This is a genomic window from Atlantibacter hermannii (assembly GCF_009907385.1).
GTDB classification, from domain to species: domain Bacteria; phylum Pseudomonadota; class Gammaproteobacteria; order Enterobacterales; family Enterobacteriaceae; genus Atlantibacter; species Atlantibacter hermannii_A.
This window is the reverse complement of record NZ_JAAATR010000064.1, coordinates 61806-79152: the sequence shown is the minus strand read 5'-3', so window position 1 is coordinate 79152 and position 17347 is coordinate 61806. Positions and strand designations below refer to the sequence as shown.

Sequence of the window (17347 nt, the reverse complement as noted above, 5' to 3'; positions counted from 1 at the left end):
GTAATAAAACAAATTGATGAATTTTTTCAGTAAGTTACCGAAGGATTACGCTTCAATAAAACTTGTGAAAAGTGAGACAGGCATATTTCTTGTAATTTGCCCCTTATATAGAGAGATAAGGGGCTTTTCTATCACGCACGATCCACGCTAAACGCCAGCACATCAGAAAGCCGTTCCGCGCCCAGCGCCAGCATAATCAAGCGATCCACGCCTAACGCCACGCCGGAGCAGTCCGGCAGACCTGCTTTTAACGCTGCCAGTAAATTCACATCTACCGGCTGCTGCGGCAAGCCGCGCGCGGCGCGTTTACGGTTGTCCTGCTCGAAACGCTGCTGCTGCTCGCGAGCGTCAGTCAGTTCGTGGAAGCCGTTCGCCAGTTCGATGCCTTTAAAATAGACCTCGAAACGCTCGGCGACGCGATGATCTTCCGTGCTGACCTGCGCTAACGATGCCTGGCTGGCCGGGAAGTGGTAAACAAAGGTCGGACGATCTTTGCCGATCTGCGGCTCAACGCCCATGGTGAACAGCAGTTGCAGCAGCGTATCGCGATCTTCTTCGGTCTCAGCAATATTGCTCAGATCCAGTCTGGCCGCGACTTCACGCAACTGGGTTTTATCGGCTGACAACGGGTCGATTTCCAGATAGCGCTGGAATGCCTGCTGGTAAGAGATCGTTTCCGCCGGGCTGGTTTCCAGCACCTGCTGTAGCAAGTCGTCAACTTCGTTCATCAGGCGGTACATGTCGTAATGCGGACGGTACCACTCCAGCATGGTGAATTCCGGGTTGTGATGACGCCCCATCTCTTCATTACGGAAGCTGCGGCACAGCTGGTAGACCGGGCCGCAACCCGCCGCCAGCAGGCGCTTCATGTGGTATTCCGGGCTGGTCATCAAATAAAGGTTAATGCCCTCTGAATGACCGGGGCCAACAAAACGAGTCTCAAACGGGACCAGATGAATATCCGTAACCGTCGCCTGGCTCATGCAGGGGGTTTCCACCTCCAGCACACCGCGATCGGTAAAAAAGCGACGAATCTCCGCCATCAGCGCTGCGCGTTTCAACAGATTGGGGATGGATGCGCTCGGCTGCCAGGAGGCCGTATCGCTCATAATTTATTCTCCGACTTCAGATAAGGGCACGAAGTCTACCCGCATCGCGCAGAGGAGACAATTTTTGCGCAGCGAATTTTTGGTTTTAACGGTTCATGAATCATGAATCTTCGGTTTCGTGAGCCAGGCATCAATGATTGTGACAAAGGCCCCAGGGCACCCGCCAAAAAAATCGAACGCGTCAAATTTCCTTAAGATTGACCCCGTTATACTGTTCTACCCATTAAGGAGCAGGGGAATTCGCTTTCGCAAACGTGCCTTGCGTCTGTTCTGTTTTGGTCATAGCGCTTGCGAAATTACAATAATCTGGAGGAATGTCGTGCAAACCTTTTATGCCGATCTCGCCGTCATTGGCGCTGGCGGAGCTGGACTGCGAGCGGCCATCGCCGCAGCACAGGCTAATCCTGACGCCAAAATCGCACTGATTTCTAAAGTCTACCCTATGCGCAGCCATACCGTTGCCGCCGAAGGCGGTTCCGCAGCGGTGGCGCAGGATCATGACAGCTTTGACTACCATTTCCACGATACCGTGGCGGGTGGCGACTGGCTGTGTGAGCAGGATGTGGTGGACTATTTTGTGCATCACTGCCCCACAGAGATGACACAGCTTGAGCAATGGGGATGCCCGTGGAGCCGCCGTCCGGACGGCACGGTCAACGTACGTCGTTTCGGCGGGATGAAAATCGAACGCACCTGGTTCGCCGCGGATAAAACCGGCTTCCACATGCTGCATACCCTGTTCCAGACTTCCCTTCAGTTCCCGCAAATTCAACGCTTCGACGAACATTTCGTCCTCGACATTCTGGTCGACGACGGTCACGCGCGTGGCCTGGTGGCGATGAATATGATGGAAGGCACCCTGGTGCAGATCCGCGCCAATGCAGTGGTAATGGCGACAGGCGGCGCAGGCCGCGTCTACCGTTACAACACCAACGGCGGGATCGTCACTGGCGACGGTATGGGCATGGCGCTGAGCCATGGCGTACCGCTACGTGATATGGAATTCGTTCAGTATCACCCAACCGGCTTGCCGGGCTCCGGGATTCTGATGACCGAAGGCTGCCGCGGCGAAGGCGGTATTCTGGTGAACAAAGACGGCTACCGTTATCTGCAGGATTACGGTATGGGCCCGGAAACGCCGCTGGGCGAACCGAAGAACAAGTACATGGAACTCGGTCCGCGCGATAAAGTTTCCCAGGCGTTCTGGCACGAATGGCGCGCTGGCCGCACCATCCCGACGCCGCGCGGCGATGTGGTCTATCTGGATCTGCGTCACCTGGGCGAGAAGAAACTGCTCGAACGCTTACCGTTTATTTGCGAACTGGCGAAGGCCTATGTGGGCGTCGATCCGGTTAAAGAGCCGATTCCGGTGCGTCCGACCGCGCATTACACCATGGGCGGCATCGAAACCAACCAGCAATGTGAAACCCGCATTCAGGGGCTGTTCGCCGTGGGCGAATGTTCTTCTGTGGGTCTGCACGGCGCCAACCGTCTCGGCTCCAACTCGCTGGCGGAACTGGTGGTGTTTGGACGCCTGGCGGGCGAACAGGCGATGGCGCGCGCTTCTGCCGCCTCGGAAGCCAATGATTCTGCGCTCAACGCGCAGGCGGCGGACGTCGAACAACGTCTGAAAACGCTGGTGAATCAGGAAGGCAACGAGAACTGGGCGAAGATCCGCGATGAAATGGGTCTGTCGATGGAAGAAGGCTGCGGTATCTACCGTACCCCGGAACTGATGCAGAAAACCGTGGATAAACTCGCCGAGCTTCAGGAACGCTTTAAGCGCGTGCGTATCACCGACAACTCCAGCGTGTTCAACACCGACCTGCTCTACACTATCGAGCTGGGGCACGGTCTGAATGTGGCCGAATGTATGGCGCATTCCGCTCTGGCGCGTAAAGAGTCGCGCGGTGCGCATCAGCGTCTGGATGAAGGTTGCACCGAGCGTGATGACGTCAACTTCCTGAAACACACCCTCGCCTTCCGCGACGCCAGCGGCACGACGCGTCTGGAATACAGCGACGTGAAAATCACCACGCTGCCGCCAGCGAAACGCGTGTACGGTGCGGAAGCAGAAGCAGCCGAGAAGAAGGAGACGGCGAATGGCTGAGATGAAAAACCTGAAAGTTGAGGTGGTGCGTTATAACCCGGAAGTGGATAACGCGCCCCACAGCACGTTCTATGAGGTGCCTTACGACGAGCAAACCTCGCTGCTGGATGCGTTGGGTTACATCAAAGACAATCTGGCGCCCGACCTGAGCTATCGCTGGTCCTGCCGTATGGCGATCTGCGGCTCCTGCGGGATGATGGTCAACAAAGTGCCGAAGCTGGCCTGTAAAACTTTCTTGCGCGATTACGAGAAAGGCATGAAGGTCGAGGCGCTGGCGAACTTCCCGATCGAGCGCGATCTGGTGGTCGATATGACCCACTTTATCGAAAGCCTGGAAGCGATTAAGCCTTACATCATCGGTAATCCGCGCACCCCGGATCAGGGTCCTAACAACCAGACCCCGGCCCAGATGGCGAAGTATCATCAGTTCTCCGGCTGCATCAACTGCGGTCTGTGCTATGCCGCCTGCCCGCAGTTTGGTCTGAACCCGGAGTTTATCGGCCCGGCGGCGATCACGCTGGCGCACCGTTATAACCTGGATAACCGCGACCACGGCAAGAAAGAGCGTATGGCGCAATTGAACGGCCAGAATGGCGTCTGGACCTGTACGTTTGTGGGCTTCTGCTCCGAAGTGTGCCCGAAACATGTCGATCCGGCAGCCGCCATTCAGCAGGGCAAGGTGGAGAGTTCGAAAGACTTCTTAATCGCCACCCTGAAACCTCGCTAAGGAGTGCATGATGACAACAAAACGTAAGCCTTATGTACGGACGATGGGTCCGACCTGGTGGCGCAACCTCGGCTTTTATCGCTTTTACATGATCCGTGAAGGAACGGCGGTGCCGACCGTATGGTTCAGCATCGTGCTGATTTACGGCCTGTTCGCGTTAAAAGGCGGCCCGGAAAGCTGGATGGGGTTTGTTGGTTTCCTGCAAAACCCCATCGTGGTGATCCTTAACCTGATCACCCTGGCGGCAGCGGTACTGCATACCAAAACCTGGTTTGAGCTGGCGCCGAAAGCGGCCAACATTATCGTTAAGGATGAAAAACTGGGTGCGGAGCCAATTATCAAGGGGCTCTGGGGCGTCACCATCGTGGTGACCGTGGTGATTCTGTTTGTGGCATTGTTCTGGTAAGGAGGCCCTGTGATTAATCCCAATCCAAAACGTTCCGACGAGCCGGTTTTCTGGGGCTTGTTTGGCGCTGGCGGTATGTGGGGCGCGATTATTGCGCCGGTGATCGTACTGCTGGTGGGAATTATGCTGCCGCTGGGTCTCTATCCGGGCGACGCGCTGGGTTATGAGCGCGTGCTGGCATTTTCCCAAAGCTTTATTGGCCGGGTATTTCTGCTTTTGATGATTGTTCTGCCGCTGTGGTGCGGGCTTCATCGTATTCACCACGCCATGCACGATCTGAAAATTCATGTGCCGAGCGGCAAGTGGGTGTTTTACGGCCTGGCGGCGATCCTGACCGTTGTGGCGCTGATTGGCGTGATTACGCTGTAAGCTCAACCCATTGTGAAACAGGCCTGCCGATGCGCAGGCCTTTTTTATGCCAGCAAGTGACGTAATGCATTTAAAAACAGCAGTAGCCCGGCGGCGCAAAGGCTGAGCGAAATCAGCTGTTTTCCGGCACGTTGATGTCCGTTAAACAGGATCGACGCCGCCGCGACGCCACAAATCAGGGTTGTCGCCCCGTAGAACAGATTGCCGTCGCGGCACCAGCCACGAAAGCAGAGCAGCGCAAACAGCGCCAGCGAGAAACGGGTGCGTGACCAGGCGAGCCGGGTGCGTTCCGGCTGCAAGCCCGGATCGCGGGCAATCATGACGCGTTCTGCCAGAACAGAACGGCCAGCAATATCGCCACCAGCGTCATAAATCCGCTGAGCAACAACAGAAAACGCGTGTAGGGCAGTTCGCACTCAAGGCGCATGGCGTGCTCGTTACGCCGCCATCTGCGCCAGGCCGTGATGCTTAGCGCCATGCCGCCTGCCACCAGCAGCATCACCAGGACGAACCGTAAATCCGGCGAGCCGAGATGGGGTGAAAACTGGTCAATGCCGACCGCCCCCGCCAGCAAGGCCAAAGCAGTGCGGATCCAGGCCAGGAAAGTGCGTTCGTTAGCTAACGTAAACCGGTAATCCGGGGTTTTACCCGACAACCACCATTGCCCTTTTCCCGTCGCCTGGGCAGGCGCATTATCCTGTTGATTCACGCTTAATCCGTTCTTTTATCAATATTTCTTTAATCGATAACCCGGGCGAATCCGTATCCCTGAAATTGTACCGGGTCACCTCCGTACACAAAAATTCGATCATAAACAGCTGCGACACGCGGGTGCCGATGGAGTCCCCCTGATAGCGCGCGCTTTCACCGCAGGTCAGTAAAAAGGCGTCCGCCAGTTCATTTAACGGCGAAACGGTGCGATGGGTAATGGCTAAACGGAACGCCCCGGCTTTTTGCGCCAGCTTAAACGCGTTGACCACTTCCGGGGTTTCGCCGGAGTGCGAAAACGCCACTACCAGGTCATCAGGCTTGAGGTTCGCCAGCTTCAGGGTCATGGTAAAACGATCGGTAAAGGCTTCAGAATCAATGCCGATACGGTTCATTTTGTCCCGCGCTTCCATGGCCGCCAGGCCAGACGCGCCAAAGCCGACAAACATCACGCGGCGGGCGGCAATAAATCGCTCAACGATGGTTTTGAGCTTTTTCATGTCCACCAGGTCGATAGTGTCCTGCACCGTAGTTTCGATGGTCATGGCGATTTTCTGCGCCACATCGTTACGCGAATCACCGACAAAAATATCCGGCGATGAGGGCAACGTCAGGTCGCTTTCCTCCAGCAGCTCGCGTTGCAGCTCTGCTTTGAGGTTAAGCAGCCCGCCGTAGCCAATCTTTTTGCAAAACCGCACGATAGTGGCCTCGCTGACCGCGATCTCCTGCGACAGCTTTTTGACGGGCAACTGCACGAAGCGCCCGGCGTTATGCAAAATAAACTCCGCGATCGCGCGATCTTTATCCGCCAGCGTGACCAGAATATTGGCGATATAAACCCTGACGTTTTCTCTGTTGATGCTCATAGACGGCTCTCTGGACGATTCACTGCCCGCTATTTTAGCCATCTCACCGTGCGCCGTCTGCCGGGAATACAATATCCAGCTGCTGTTGATACACTGCGCCCGCCGCCAGCCACTGCATCCCCCGCTTATCGCGCTGCTGCCCGGAGGCGTCTGGCGCGTCGGTCGTGCCGGACAGCGGTTCGATACACAGCAAATCCGCCCCCGGCACGCCCCATAACGCCACCCAGGGTTGATGAGTTAACCGGCATTGCAGCACCCTGAGCCCCTCTGGCGATACCACGCTAACCCGGCTCCCCTGGCATCCGGCGAAATAAACAGCCCCGCAGCAAAACGCGTCCGGCGTGAGCGCAAATTCGCGCACACCGCCGGCGTTCTGCGCCAGACTTAGCGTCCGGTCGCGGGTATAGAACGGGCCGATGACCGGCGCGTCGTCAAACGTGACGCGCCAACCGTGCTCCTGCGCGACTGGCAGGGCGAAACCGGGGTGATAACCCAGCGAAAAACAGAACGGCTGGCGATCCTGGTTGGTCACCCGCCAGACGATTCGCACCCCCGTATCCAGCAGTTGATAGTCCACCTGTACCGAAAACAGAAACGGCCAGATATGCAGGGTTTCCTCCGTCGCGTGGCTAATCAGGCTTAGCGTGCCAGGCGAATGCTGTAGCAAAGAAAACGTCTGATGGCGCAAAAAGCCATGGGCGGGCAGCGGGTAGAATTTTTCGTCATCCCACAGCCCGTTATGGATTAGCCGCCCTATTACCGGAAAAAGCAGCGGCGCAGTGCTTTTCCACGTTTTGTTATCCGGCGTCCAGAGCCACTCCCGGCTGGCAGATTTCTCAGTCAACTGACACATTTCCGCGCCTCGCGCGTTAACGGCTATCCGCCAGCGCGCATTTTCCAGTGTCCAGGTGTGCGCCATATGTCCTCAGTCAATCCGCAACAGGAGTCGTACCTGATAATTCAGCGCGGCCTGCTTCTCAGCATCAAATAACTGGTCGATAGCCGTAAACACCGAGGCTTCAGTCAACAGCGTTTCCGGGTCAAAACAGGCAAACAGATCGCCGTCAGTGTTGCCCTGCTCCGCCAGCGCCCGCGCCACAAACTGCAACGCTTCGGCCACGCCACGGTGCTCGCCGCGATAGCCGCGCTGCGCCAGCCACGTGTCGCTTTCCCATAACGTCTGGAATGCCTGTTCCTGCTCCAGCGTCGGCGCGTCCAGCTGAAAGCGGGTATACAACTCCTCCGGTGCATCATGCTGTTGCAACACGGGGATCATGGCGCTGGCGAAATGCAGCGCATAGCTCACGTTATTGATGTTGTGCTGCTGATGCGGGTCGCTTTGCAGATTGAACAGCTTATCGCCGAAGCGCCACGGATTGAGATACCCGAAGCTTGCCGGGATTTTCATCACCTGCGCGCCCTGGGTGAAATCAAAACCCGGGTGGATGGCGATATCGGTCAGCTCGCTGATTTTAAACGGGCTGTCGATGCGCGTCGGCATCAGGGTGTATTCGAACAGGTGCTGTTTGCCCTCTTCGCGCGGCGCGCGCATATAAACGTACTGGCCGTCGGTGATGTTGATATGCCCGCCAAAATAGCCGAACAGCGCGTAGTCACGGATTTTTTCATCGTTGCGCACCACGGGCAGCAGCGACTGACCGGTCATCGACGCGGGCTTTTCAACGCCGAAGTAGTCCAGCAGCGTAGCCGGGATATCAATGGTTTGCGCCAACGCACTGCGCCGCTCGCCCTGCACTTTGCAGCGCGGATCGCGAATAAAGAACGGCGTGTTAGCGATTTCGTTGTACACCGGCATGATATTTTTGCCCCACCACTGATGCTCGCCCAGCAGGAAGCCATGGTCGGTGCAGACGATAAACAGCGTATCTTCCCATAGCCCGCTCGCCTTGAGCTTATCCATCACCTGGCCAAGATAGTCGTCGCACATGGTGATCAGCGCCTGGTAGAATTTGCGCACCTTTTCATCGTTTTCACCGCCGGGGCTGCCGCAGTAGTACGGCACCCAGCCGTCAAACTCGCCGGGCTTGCAGCCGTACCGGGCCAGATATTTCTCCGGCACGAAAAACGGCTCGTGAGGATCGAAACACTCGATTTGCAGGAACCAGTTATCCTGATCTTTATTGGTGTCGATAAAATCTAACCCGGCTTTGATGGTGCGATGGGTGTAGTGTTCTTCAATCCCCGGCATCGCAGAGCGGTTGATCAGATCCTGAGTCATGCGTCCGCTGCGCCGCTTAAAGGTTTCTTGGTCTTCCATGCCCTGCCAGGCGATGTGAGGTTTTTCGACCTGGCCAATCCAGCAGTCGCCCTCCTGGCCGCGAATAAACTCAAAGGTGGAATAGCGGGTATGGTACGTCGCCCCGCCGTCGCGCCAGTAGTGCTTATGGTCGGTAACCATATGCGTATGAATACCCTGCTTATGCAACGCCTGCGGCATCGAAAAATCAAAGGGTTCGAGCGGCCCCCAACTGCGGTGCAGGAAATTATAGCGCCCGGTGTGCAGTTCCCGGCGCGCAGGCATACAGGGCATACTTCCCACAAAGAAGTTGTCAAACTGCACCGACTCGCGGGCGAGCCGGGTAAAGTTTGGAGTGATCGCCGTGCCGCCATACGGGGCCAGGTGATGACGGGTCAGAGTGTCAAACATCAACATGACAGCTTTCATACATTCCTCTCGTCGCGTGGGCGACGCCGTTACATACCTAAATACTCTTCGACTTCGTTTTTGATCAGCGTGACGTGCGGTCCAAATACCACCTGTACGCCCTCGCCGCGCAAAAATGCGCCCCGGCTGCCGGATGCCTTAAAATCATCCAGTTTGACTCGCCCCGGCTCTTTCACCGTGACCCGCAGGCGGGTGGCGCAGCAGTCCACGTCGAGAATGTTTTCCCGGCCGCCCAGCGCGGAGACGATCATTGACGGACGGGCGGCCTTATCGCTGACCTCCGGCACGGCGTCCGCAGCCGGTTCGTCTTCACGGCCTGGCGTTTTCAACTGACGCCACTGGATCAAAAAGCGGAAAGAGAAGTAGTAGAGGCAGAACATCACCGCGCCAAGCGGCAGCATCAGCAGCCAGTTGGTTTTGGCATTGCCCTGGAGAACGCCGAACAGTAAGAAATCGATCAGGCCGCCGGAGAATGTCTGTCCAACGGTAATCGCCAGCACGTGGGTGAGCATAAAGGCCACGCCGGTCAACACGATATGCACCCCATACAGCAGCGGCGCGCAGAACATAAAGGCGAATTCCAGCGGTTCAGTAATGCCGGTAACAAATGAAGTCAGCGCCGCCGACAGCATCAGGCTGGCGACTTTGGTGCGGTTTTCACGCTTCGCGCAGTGGTAGATGGCCAGCGCCGCGCCCGGCAGGCCAAACATAAAATCAGCAAAGCGCCCGGCCATGAAACGCGACACGCCGATGTAATATTGCGTCACGCTGGGATCGGCCAGCTGGGCAAAGAAAATTTTCTGGGTGCCCTGGACGACATGGCCGTTGACTATCGCTTCTCCCCCCACGCTGGTCATCCAGAACGGCAGATAAAACAGGTGGTGAAGCCCAAGCGGGATCAGGCATTTCAGGATCATGCCGTAGAACAGCGTGCCAATATAACCGGTTTTCTCCACCAGACCGCCCAGATGGGTAATGCCCGCCTGCACCGGCGGCCAGATCCAGAACAGCAGCACGCCAAGCAGGATCGCGAAAAATGAGGTCACGATGGGAACGAAGCGTGAACCGCTGAAAAACGCCAGCAGGTTCGGCAGCTCGGTTTTACTGAACCGCCCATGCAGCCAGGCGGTCAGCAGGCCGCTGATAATGCCCCCCATCACGCCGGTTTGCAGCGTCACGATGCCTAACACGCTTGCCTGACCTGCGGCGGCAAAATTCTCCGTCGCCAGCGTGCCGGTTAAAAACAGCATGGCGTTGATGGCTTTGTTCATCACGATAAAGCACAGCACGGCGGCTAAGCCGGCGGTGCCTTTATCGCTGCGCGCCAGCCCGACGGCGATCCCCACGGCGAACAGCAGTGCCAGGTTATCAAACACCACGCTGCCGCACATTTTCATCAGCGTGAAAATGGCCTGCAGCACGTCGTTATCGAGTAGGGAGTAGGTTTCGATAGTAATCGGATTAGAAAAAACGCCGCCGATCCCCAGCAGGAGACCCGCGGCGGGCAGCACGGCAATGGGCAGCATAAACGACTTGCCCAGATTTTGTGCACCAGCAAAAAGTTTGCTCATGGTGTATCCCTGGTGTTGGTATAGTTGGATTGAATATTAAATTTCATTGATAACTTATCTTTGTGAAATTATTATTTCTACAGGAGCGACTCACTGTCAATCCTCAATCTCTAAAGGGTGATTAAGATCACTTTCGCGCGTGGGCATTCCCACTTCAGAACGGGACGAGTATGAAAAAAGCATTCCACCTTATGGCAAAACCCGTCAGCTACCAGTGCAATATCGCCTGCGACTATTGTTTCTACCTGGAAAAAGAACAGGGTACGCTGAAGCCCAAAAAACCCGCGCGCCATATGGATGACGACACCCTGCGCCGCTACGTTAAGCAGTACATTGAGGCCAATCCGGCGCAGGAAGTGGAATTTACCTGGCAGGGCGGCGAACCGACGCTGGCGGGGCTGGATTTTTATCAAAAAGCGCTGGCCTGGCAGAAACAGTTCGCAGGTGGGAAAACCATCCGCAACAGTATGCAGACCAATGGCGTGCTGATTGACGACCAATGGGCGGAATTTCTGGCTCGTAACCAGTTTCTGGTTGGATTATCGGTCGATGGCCCCGCCTGGCTGCACGATCGCTATCGCAAAACGCGCGGCGGAAAGTCGGTGTTCGACAAGGTGGTACAGGCGATGGCGGTGATGCAAAAACACCACGTCGAGGTGAACGTGCTGACGGTGGTGAACAATGCCACTGCCGAAGCGCCGCTGGAGATTTATCGGTTTATCACCGAAGAGCTGGGCGCCAGACACGTCCAGTTTATCCCGGCGGTGGAACAGCGCCCGGTTCATGAGAAGTACGGCGAGCTGCTCTACCCGCAGCAAACCGGCGCGGTGACCGAGTGGTCAGTCAGCGGCGAGCAGTGGGGCGCGTTTATCAATACCGTCTTTGACTATTGGGTGCGCCGCGACGTTGGCCGCGTCTATGTTCAACTGTTTGATAGCGCGCTGGCCGCCTGGCTTGGAGAAAAGCCGTCGCTGTGCGTGATGCAGTCGACCTGCGGTTTCGGGCTGGTAGTGGAGCAGAACGGCGATATCTACAGCTGTGACCACTACGTCTATCCGGAGCATCGTCTGGGCAATCTGCGCAGCGATAATCTGGCCGCGCTGGCGGGGGGCAAACAGCAGCGCAAGTTCGGGATGATGAAAGCGCAGGTGTCGTCGCTATGTCAGCAGTGTGAATGGCGCTTCGCCTGCCACGGCGGATGTCCGAAACACCGCATCCGCAAGATGGGCGATCGCTGGCATAACCATCTTTGTGCGGGTTATAAGGCGATGTTCAGCCATATGGACCCGTATATGCGCTTTATGGCCAATCAGATCCGCCACCAACAGCCTCCTGCCGCCATTATGGACGTCGCCGCCACCCTCGCCGCACAACAAAAATCTTAACGCGCCTTACGGGCGCGTTTTCCGTGACGCAATCTACACTTAGAAGAAAACGTCAAAGGAAATTTCTATGCGCATTCTCCCGATCATCACCACCGTCGCCGTCGCGTTTTTGGTTGTTGCCTGTAGTTCACCTACCCCGCCGAAAGGCGTTACCGTGGTGGAGAACTTCGACGCAAAGCGTTATCTGGGCAGATGGTATGAAATCGCCCGCTTCGACCACAGTTTTGAACGCGGTCTGGATCAGGTCACCGCCACGTACAGCACCATGGATGACGGCGGGATCCAGGTGATTAACCGTGGGTTTAATCCCGATCGCAATAAGTGGCAACAGAGCATTGGCAAAGCGTACTTTACCGGCTCGCCGGATCGCGCCGCGCTCAAGGTGTCGTTCTTTGGGCCGTTTTATGGCGGGTATAACGTGATTGCGCTGGATAAGGATTACCAGCACGCGCTGGTTTGCGGGCCGGATCGCGACTATCTGTGGATCTTATCCCGTACGCCGACCATCAGCGATGAGGTAAAACAGCAGATGTTAAGCGCCGCGACCCGGCAGGGCTTTAAAGTTGAAAAGCTAATTTGGGTCAGACAGAAGCCTTAATGTGTACTGAGTTTAAGGCCGATAATACCCGCCACGATCAGCGCCAGGCTGAGAATGCGCGCCGGGCTGGTGGATTCGCCTAATAGCACCATCCCGGTAATGGCGGCCCCGACGGCGCCAATGCCGGTCCACACCGCATACGCGGTGCCGGTCGGCAGCGTTTTCATCGCCCATGACAGCAGCACAATGCTGACGATCATCGCGGTGACGGTAATGATACTGGGGGTTAATCGGCTAAAACCGTGGGTGTACTTCAGGCCAACCGCCCACACCACTTCCAGCAGGCCAGCAATCAGTAGAATAATCCAGGACATAACGGTCTCCATAGTGCGGGGCCGTCCCCTGATGAACAAACGCTAACGGGTCGTCCCGTCAGGTATCGATAAGAGTGGCATATCATCCTAATCCTTGCAGCCAAAATCAACTCATTTACTTTACGTTACGTAACCTCCCCTGTTTAACGCCAGAATTAGCGGACTATCTCAGCGTAACTCGCTGGTTAATTTTTAGGATTATTCTTTATGATGCACTAACGCGTCCAGGAGGCTAGTACACAGCCGCAGAGTATTCAGAAATCATGTATGCCTAAAATTTTAGTGATAGACCGTTGTTACTACAGCCGTACGGGTTTGGTCCAGCTTATTAGCGACTCTCCATTTTCCATAGACGTCGTTCAGACTGACGATTTGCTTCGGGCCAGGGAGTATATGAAATGGAAACCCGATATCGTTATTGCCGATTTTTATGGCTTTTTACACGATCTGCACCATATCGATCAGCTGTCATCGATTTTTGCCGCCAGCTCGACCAAAACTCGCTTTATTTTATTACCTTCCGTCAGGACCGCCCGGTTAGAGAACTATTGCGCCACCCAGGACATCTGGTTCAGCGCTGATAAATCTTGTTCGCTGGAAGCGCTGGATGAGGCATTACAGAATGCCCTCACCCGTACCCATGCCAAAGTAGATAACCGGCATATCGCCTCGCTGTTGACGTTGCGCGAAGAACAGATTCTGCAGCTATGGAAGAGGGGAGACAGTAACGAGAGTATTGCCGAATGTATGCAGATTACCGTGAAGACGGTCTACACCTATAAACGCAATATTCGCATGAAGCTGGGCGCGGATAATCGCTTTACGCTTTTTCGCCCCGGGACAGAGCTGGCGGAGATATAACGGCACGGCAACAGGTTTGCCGCGCCGTCTGGCGGTCTTACTGCTGTGCTTTGGTTGCGGCGCCAGAGATTGCGCTACCGCCATCCTGAATATCTTCACCAACACCGCGGGTGGTGTTACAGGCAGTCAGCAGTGAAGAAAGGACCACTAATGAAAAGAACGCAGCAATTGTTTTCTTGATCATAATCTTATCCTTTAATAGCCAATGTTTTTGTGTATAGCCCCTTAAGCATAGACAAAAACTCGCGAATTAAAGGTTAAGTAAAGATTTTTAGGAGAATTAGAGATTACTTCGCCGCGCGCTCTATAGCGCCGCCAAGGTGCTGAATGTCATCGCCAAATCCGCGCACGGTATTACAGCCGCTCAGCATCAGCGAGAGAAAGAAGGTCACAAGCAGAGGTTTAACAATACGGTTCACGTTCGATAGCTTCCTGCAAACGGCGGCGTGGAGAACCACGCCGCGAACCAGACGTAAAATTTATTTCACGCGGGATACGTATTCGCCAGAGCGGGTATCCACTTTAATAACTTCGCCAATCTGCACGAACAACGGCACTTTTACCACCGCGCCGGTGCTCAGGGTCGCAGGTTTACCGCCAGTACCTGCGGTATCGCCTTTCAGACCCGGATCGGTATCAACGATTTCCAGCTCAACAAAGTTTGGCGGCTGTACAGCGATCGGACGGCCGTTCCACAGCGTGACAATACACTCAGCCTGATCCAGCAACCATTTCGCGTTATCGCCGATTGCCTTCTCATCCGCCGCTAACTGTTCGAAGGTTTCGTTATTCATGAAATGATAGAACTCACCGTCGTTGTACAGGTAAGTCAGGTTCATATCCACAACATCGGCGCCTTCAGCGGAGTCAGTAGATTTAAACGTTTTTTCTACACGGGTGCCAGTCAGCAGACGGCGCAGCTTAACGCGCGCGAAAGCCTGACCTTTGCCTGGTTTAACGAATTCGCTGGATTCTACGGCGTAGGGTTCGCCGTCCATCATGATTTTAAGACCGGCACGAAAATCGTTGCTAGAATAAGTCGCCATAAGGCCCTCTGAATATGTTAACTGGTAGCTTAGCCAAAAAAATGGCAGACATTGTAACCCTAAACCCCCCTTCCAGAGAAGATTGGTTAGCGCAACTCGCCGATGTTATAACCGATCCTGACGAGCTTCTGCATGTTTTAAATATAGAAGCAGATAAAGATCTCCTCGCGGGACGTGAAGCGAGACGGCTTTTTGCCCTGCGCGTACCACGCGCTTTCGTGGCGCGGATGGAAAAAGGCAACCCCAACGATCCGCTGTTGCGCCAGGTTTTAACCTCCCGTGAAGAGTTCGTGATGGCGCCGGGATTTTCTACCGATCCCCTTGAAGAACAACACAGTGTGGTACCCGGCCTGCTGCATAAGTACCGTAATCGCGCGTTGCTGTTAGTAAAAGGTGGCTGCGCGGTGAACTGCCGCTACTGCTTTCGCCGCCATTTCCCCTATGCCGATAACCAGGGGAACAAACGCAACTGGCAGACGGCACTGGACTACATCACCGCGCATCCTGAACTGGATGAAATTATTTTTTCCGGCGGCGACCCGCTCATGGCGAAGGATCATGAGCTCGACTGGCTTATCACCCAGCTCGAAGGCATTCCCCATATCAAGCGGTTACGAATTCATAGTCGCTTGCCGATTGTGATCCCGGCGCGCATCACCGCCGCGCTGACGGCACGGTTTGAACAATCCCGTCTGCAAATTATTCTGGTAAACCACATTAATCACGCCAATGAGATTGATGCGGCATTTCGCGCGGCGATGGCGCAGCTGCGCCAGGCGGGCGTGACGCTGCTCAACCAGAGCGTGCTGCTACGTGGGGTGAACGACAGTGCGCAAACGCTGGCGGCGCTCAGCAATGCGCTGTTCGACGCGGGCGTGATGCCCTACTACCTTCACGTGCTGGATCATGTCCAGGGCGCGGCGCATTTCCTGGTGAGCGATGATGACGCGCGCAGCATTATTCGCGAGCTGCTGACGCTGGTATCGGGTTATATGGTGCCGAAACTGGCGCGAGAAATTGGCGGCGAGCCCAGTAAAACTCCGCTGGATTTACAGCTCCGACAACGCTAATACCGGGCACGAAAATGTCTGAAAGCGGATTATTTCCAGGCAAGTCGATGTGCTAGCTTCTCAAAACTATTCACCCTATTTCTCCTGCCGCTGTTTACAGCGGCAGGAGAAAAACTATTTTGAGAGTCAACATGCCAGCCATAGTTAAAGGAATTAATTCAGGTGTTATTTGCCATAATAAACATTTTGTTTCTCTGGCGTTAAAAATACGCAACATTAACGATAAAGAAAATCTGTTTTTATTTTCTCTCGCGCAATTGAAAGATTTACTGCATGTGCTTGAAAGCCGCATTGAATCTTTTGCAAAGCCGCAGGACAGCAGCGAGGCAGAGATGCTGCGCAATGCGCCCGCGCTTAATGAGCAAGAACTCCAGGCTGCTGGCGATACCGCCCGCGTTGCGAAGATCAGCGCCGCTCTGAAAATAGCCGGCATCGAGTTAGAGATCGTTTCCCGGTCTGCTGAAAAAACCACTTATTTAATTAATGATAATCAGGTAGAGACGTTTATCCGTGCCATTATTCTCGCCGTTAAGAATGCAGGCTTTCAGGATATTTTATTAACCGTTTCTTCCATGCTCGATTTCATTCCTTTATATGACATGGATTTACTTAATGATGGGAAAATGGAATATGACAGCTATAATCCACAACCCTGGAAATTATCGCTGTTTAACCGCTATTTATTGGTGGTCTATAAATACCAGCAAGATACCGGACATAACGCTTATTGCGGCGTCGTGATGAAAACCAATGCGCTGTCAGGTTCGCAGGAAGCGGAAGGCGTAGCTCAGCGGGCGATGAAGTTCAGCCGGCGGTTGAGGAAGATCGTAGAGAGACCCTGTCAGATTTTTTGTACTGAAATTACGCCATCGGGCAGTGAACTGACTAAACAGCAGTGCCTTGATTCCCTGCATCGCCTGTGTATCGCCGCACTTCGGGCACCGGCGAAAAACTAACGCCTCCGGCATACAAAAGGGAATATATTCCCTTTTGTATTGCGTTAAGACCGGGCTACTTTTATTAGTTTGGGCACTTATAAACATGGCCGACCATTTTGCTGGCGGTAGGTACAAAGCTGGAAAGCAGATTTTGACCCGGGCTGGTTACCCCATACAGTACGTTGCCACCCATCGCAGCCGCATTATTACGTAATTCATTTGCCGCGCCGCGCATAGAGCCGCCCTCTTCGCCGTGTTGACCAGAAAGCCAGTTGCTTTGCTCTCCTGTCGCGGTACCTAACAGTTGGCACTCCGCGCCCGGTTTATCCTCTACAAAGCGAACGTTTTGACCACCGCTCGATAATTGATTACCCGTGCTGCATCCCGCAAGCAGCAGCGCCGCCGCAACCATTCCCGCTGAGACTGTAATGCGCATGTCATTCCTCGTTATTAATTGGCCGGAACAAATTTTATCCGTAAGACCTTATACTAAAAACATGACCAAAAGAAAAACCCCCAGCCATTTCTGACCGGGGGTTTCACATTTTTATGCGACAAACTGATTTAACCGACTCATTAAAGC

21 protein-coding genes are annotated in these 17347 nt (G+C 54.8%); 9 read left to right on the top strand and 12 right to left on the bottom strand.

Annotated elements, in window-relative coordinates; all coding sequences use genetic code 11:
• Positions 1 to 131: 131 nt before the first annotated feature.
• Positions 132 to 1109 carry an elongation factor P--(R)-beta-lysine ligase gene (gene epmA, locus GV764_RS16620; protein WP_161661094.1) on the bottom strand — a complete coding sequence of 326 codons (978 nt, stop codon included), beginning with the start codon at positions 1107 to 1109 and terminating at the stop codon, positions 132 to 134.
• A gap of 319 nt (positions 1110 to 1428) precedes the next feature.
• Between epmA and frdA the strand changes: the two genes are divergently transcribed.
• From frdA to frdD, 4 genes are read left to right on the top strand one after another with little or no spacing between them, the layout of a single operon-like run.
• Positions 1429 to 3219, top strand: a complete 1791-nt coding sequence (gene frdA / locus GV764_RS16615; RefSeq protein ID WP_161661093.1) for a fumarate reductase (quinol) flavoprotein subunit — start codon at positions 1429 to 1431, stop codon at positions 3217 to 3219.
• Positions 3212 to 3946, top strand: coding sequence for a succinate dehydrogenase/fumarate reductase iron-sulfur subunit (locus GV764_RS16610; RefSeq protein ID WP_161661092.1), 735 nt, complete (start codon positions 3212 to 3214; stop codon positions 3944 to 3946). The genes frdA and GV764_RS16610 overlap by 8 nt, the downstream gene beginning before the upstream one ends.
• 10 nt (positions 3947 to 3956) lie before the next feature.
• The gene (frdC, locus tag GV764_RS16605; RefSeq protein ID WP_125294656.1) at positions 3957 to 4352 is read left to right on the top strand and encodes a fumarate reductase subunit FrdC; all 396 of its coding nucleotides are present in this window, start codon (positions 3957 to 3959) and stop codon (positions 4350 to 4352) included.
• A 9-nt stretch (positions 4353 to 4361) separates the two neighbouring features.
• Complete coding sequence (frdD, locus tag GV764_RS16600; RefSeq protein WP_161661091.1) at positions 4362 to 4721, top strand: fumarate reductase subunit FrdD; 360 nt, start codon at positions 4362 to 4364, stop codon at positions 4719 to 4721.
• Between the two features lie 44 nt (positions 4722 to 4765).
• On the opposite strand, the gene GV764_RS16595 is transcribed toward frdD, so the two are convergent.
• Genes GV764_RS16595 through GV764_RS16570 form a run of 6 tightly spaced genes read right to left on the bottom strand, consistent with a single transcriptional unit; the run spans position 4766 to position 10552 of the window.
• Positions 4766 to 5041, bottom strand: a complete 276-nt coding sequence (locus tag GV764_RS16595) for a DUF202 domain-containing protein (protein WP_161661090.1) — start codon at positions 5039 to 5041, stop codon at positions 4766 to 4768.
• The gene (locus tag GV764_RS16590) at positions 5038 to 5430 is read right to left on the bottom strand and encodes a YidH family protein (RefSeq protein WP_161661089.1); all 393 of its coding nucleotides are present in this window, start codon (positions 5428 to 5430) and stop codon (positions 5038 to 5040) included. Before GV764_RS16590 ends, GV764_RS16595 begins: the two co-directional genes overlap by 4 nt.
• A complete protein-coding gene (locus GV764_RS16585; RefSeq protein ID WP_161661088.1) occupies positions 5414 to 6295 on the bottom strand; it encodes a MurR/RpiR family transcriptional regulator in 882 nt (293 codons plus the stop codon). The genes GV764_RS16590 and GV764_RS16585 overlap by 17 nt, the downstream gene beginning before the upstream one ends.
• A gap of 43 nt (positions 6296 to 6338) precedes the next feature.
• A complete protein-coding gene (locus tag GV764_RS16580; RefSeq protein WP_161661087.1) occupies positions 6339 to 7214 on the bottom strand; it encodes an aldose epimerase family protein in 876 nt (291 codons plus the stop codon).
• 6 nt (positions 7215 to 7220) lie between these two features.
• On the bottom strand, positions 7221 to 8981 hold the full coding sequence (locus GV764_RS16575; protein WP_161661086.1) for a sulfatase: 1761 nt from the start codon (positions 8979 to 8981) through the stop codon (positions 7221 to 7223).
• A 29-nt stretch (positions 8982 to 9010) separates the two neighbouring features.
• Positions 9011 to 10552, bottom strand: a complete 1542-nt coding sequence (locus GV764_RS16570) for a PTS transporter subunit EIIC (protein WP_161661085.1) — start codon at positions 10550 to 10552, stop codon at positions 9011 to 9013.
• Between the two features lie 170 nt (positions 10553 to 10722).
• On the opposite strand from GV764_RS16570, the gene GV764_RS16565 reads away from it, so the two are divergent.
• Entirely contained in the window at positions 10723 to 11937 is a 1215-nt protein-coding gene (locus tag GV764_RS16565) for an anaerobic sulfatase maturase (protein ID WP_161661084.1), read from the top strand.
• A gap of 67 nt (positions 11938 to 12004) precedes the next feature.
• Positions 12005 to 12535, top strand: a complete 531-nt coding sequence (locus tag GV764_RS16560; protein WP_161661083.1) for a lipocalin family protein — start codon at positions 12005 to 12007, stop codon at positions 12533 to 12535.
• Here GV764_RS16560 and sugE read toward each other — a convergent pair.
• Entirely contained in the window at positions 12532 to 12849 is a 318-nt protein-coding gene (gene sugE / locus GV764_RS16555; protein WP_125294666.1) for a quaternary ammonium compound efflux SMR transporter SugE, read from the bottom strand. The genes GV764_RS16560 and sugE overlap by 4 nt on opposite strands.
• Before the next feature lie 393 nt (positions 12850 to 13242).
• Here sugE and GV764_RS16550 point away from each other — a divergent pair, with 393 nt between their 5' ends.
• Positions 13243 to 13710, top strand: coding sequence for a LuxR C-terminal-related transcriptional regulator (locus GV764_RS16550; RefSeq protein WP_236651890.1), 468 nt, complete (start codon positions 13243 to 13245; stop codon positions 13708 to 13710).
• Between the two features lie 37 nt (positions 13711 to 13747).
• Here the strand turns inward: GV764_RS16550 and ecnB are convergent, their stop codons facing one another.
• The 3 genes from ecnB to efp form a co-directional block, all read right to left on the bottom strand.
• On the bottom strand, positions 13748 to 13894 hold the full coding sequence (gene ecnB / locus GV764_RS16545; protein WP_002434063.1) for a lipoprotein toxin entericidin B: 147 nt from the start codon (positions 13892 to 13894) through the stop codon (positions 13748 to 13750).
• A gap of 103 nt (positions 13895 to 13997) precedes the next feature.
• On the bottom strand, positions 13998 to 14120 hold the full coding sequence (locus GV764_RS16540) for an entericidin A/B family lipoprotein (protein ID WP_439954629.1): 123 nt from the start codon (positions 14118 to 14120) through the stop codon (positions 13998 to 14000).
• A gap of 69 nt (positions 14121 to 14189) precedes the next feature.
• On the bottom strand, positions 14190 to 14756 hold the full coding sequence (gene efp, locus GV764_RS16535) for an elongation factor P (RefSeq protein WP_125294669.1): 567 nt from the start codon (positions 14754 to 14756) through the stop codon (positions 14190 to 14192).
• A 41-nt stretch (positions 14757 to 14797) separates the two neighbouring features.
• Here efp and epmB point away from each other — a divergent pair, with 41 nt between their 5' ends.
• On the top strand, positions 14798 to 15826 hold the full coding sequence (epmB, locus tag GV764_RS16530) for an EF-P beta-lysylation protein EpmB (RefSeq protein ID WP_161661081.1): 1029 nt from the start codon (positions 14798 to 14800) through the stop codon (positions 15824 to 15826).
• Positions 15827 to 15957: 131 nt separating this feature from the next.
• Positions 15958 to 16782, top strand: a complete 825-nt coding sequence (gene yjeJ, locus GV764_RS16525) for a YjeJ family protein (protein ID WP_161661080.1) — start codon at positions 15958 to 15960, stop codon at positions 16780 to 16782.
• A 64-nt stretch (positions 16783 to 16846) separates the two neighbouring features.
• On the opposite strand, the gene GV764_RS16520 is transcribed toward yjeJ, so the two are convergent.
• Positions 16847 to 17200: a DUF4156 domain-containing protein gene (locus GV764_RS16520; protein WP_161661079.1), complete on the bottom strand. Its 354-nt coding sequence runs from the start codon at positions 17198 to 17200 to the stop codon at positions 16847 to 16849.
• Positions 17201 to 17347: the final 147 nt, after the last annotated feature.

What these genes read in the sequence shown, in the direction of transcription:
- GV764_RS16575 (WP_161661086.1), bottom strand. Translation starts at nt 8,981, where the DNA reads ATGAAAGCTGTCATGTTGATGTTTGACACTCTGACCCGTCATCACCTG.
- GV764_RS16580 (WP_161661087.1), bottom strand. Translation starts at nt 7,214, where the DNA reads ATGGCGCACACCTGGACACTGGAAAATGCGCGCTGGCGGATAGCCGTT.
- GV764_RS16610 (WP_161661092.1), top strand. Translation starts at nt 3,212, where the DNA reads ATGGCTGAGATGAAAAACCTGAAAGTTGAGGTGGTGCGTTATAACCCG.
- efp (WP_125294669.1), bottom strand. Translation starts at nt 14,756, where the DNA reads ATGGCGACTTATTCTAGCAACGATTTTCGTGCCGGTCTTAAAATCATG.
- GV764_RS16585 (WP_161661088.1), bottom strand. Translation starts at nt 6,295, where the DNA reads ATGAGCATCAACAGAGAAAACGTCAGGGTTTATATCGCCAATATTCTG.
- epmB (WP_161661081.1), top strand. Translation starts at nt 14,798, where the DNA reads ATGGCAGACATTGTAACCCTAAACCCCCCTTCCAGAGAAGATTGGTTA.
- epmA (WP_161661094.1), bottom strand. Translation starts at nt 1,109, where the DNA reads ATGAGCGATACGGCCTCCTGGCAGCCGAGCGCATCCATCCCCAATCTG.
- GV764_RS16570 (WP_161661085.1), bottom strand. Translation starts at nt 10,552, where the DNA reads ATGAGCAAACTTTTTGCTGGTGCACAAAATCTGGGCAAGTCGTTTATG.
- GV764_RS16550 (WP_236651890.1), top strand. Translation starts at nt 13,243, where the DNA reads ATGAAATGGAAACCCGATATCGTTATTGCCGATTTTTATGGCTTTTTA.
- sugE (WP_125294666.1), bottom strand. Translation starts at nt 12,849, where the DNA reads ATGTCCTGGATTATTCTACTGATTGCTGGCCTGCTGGAAGTGGTGTGG.
- GV764_RS16565 (WP_161661084.1), top strand. Translation starts at nt 10,723, where the DNA reads ATGAAAAAAGCATTCCACCTTATGGCAAAACCCGTCAGCTACCAGTGC.
- yjeJ (WP_161661080.1), top strand. Translation starts at nt 15,958, where the DNA reads ATGCCAGCCATAGTTAAAGGAATTAATTCAGGTGTTATTTGCCATAAT.
- GV764_RS16560 (WP_161661083.1), top strand. Translation starts at nt 12,005, where the DNA reads ATGCGCATTCTCCCGATCATCACCACCGTCGCCGTCGCGTTTTTGGTT.
- ecnB (WP_002434063.1), bottom strand. Translation starts at nt 13,894, where the DNA reads ATGATCAAGAAAACAATTGCTGCGTTCTTTTCATTAGTGGTCCTTTCT.
- GV764_RS16520 (WP_161661079.1), bottom strand. Translation starts at nt 17,200, where the DNA reads ATGCGCATTACAGTCTCAGCGGGAATGGTTGCGGCGGCGCTGCTGCTT.
- frdC (WP_125294656.1), top strand. Translation starts at nt 3,957, where the DNA reads ATGACAACAAAACGTAAGCCTTATGTACGGACGATGGGTCCGACCTGG.
- GV764_RS16595 (WP_161661090.1), bottom strand. Translation starts at nt 5,041, where the DNA reads ATGATTGCCCGCGATCCGGGCTTGCAGCCGGAACGCACCCGGCTCGCC.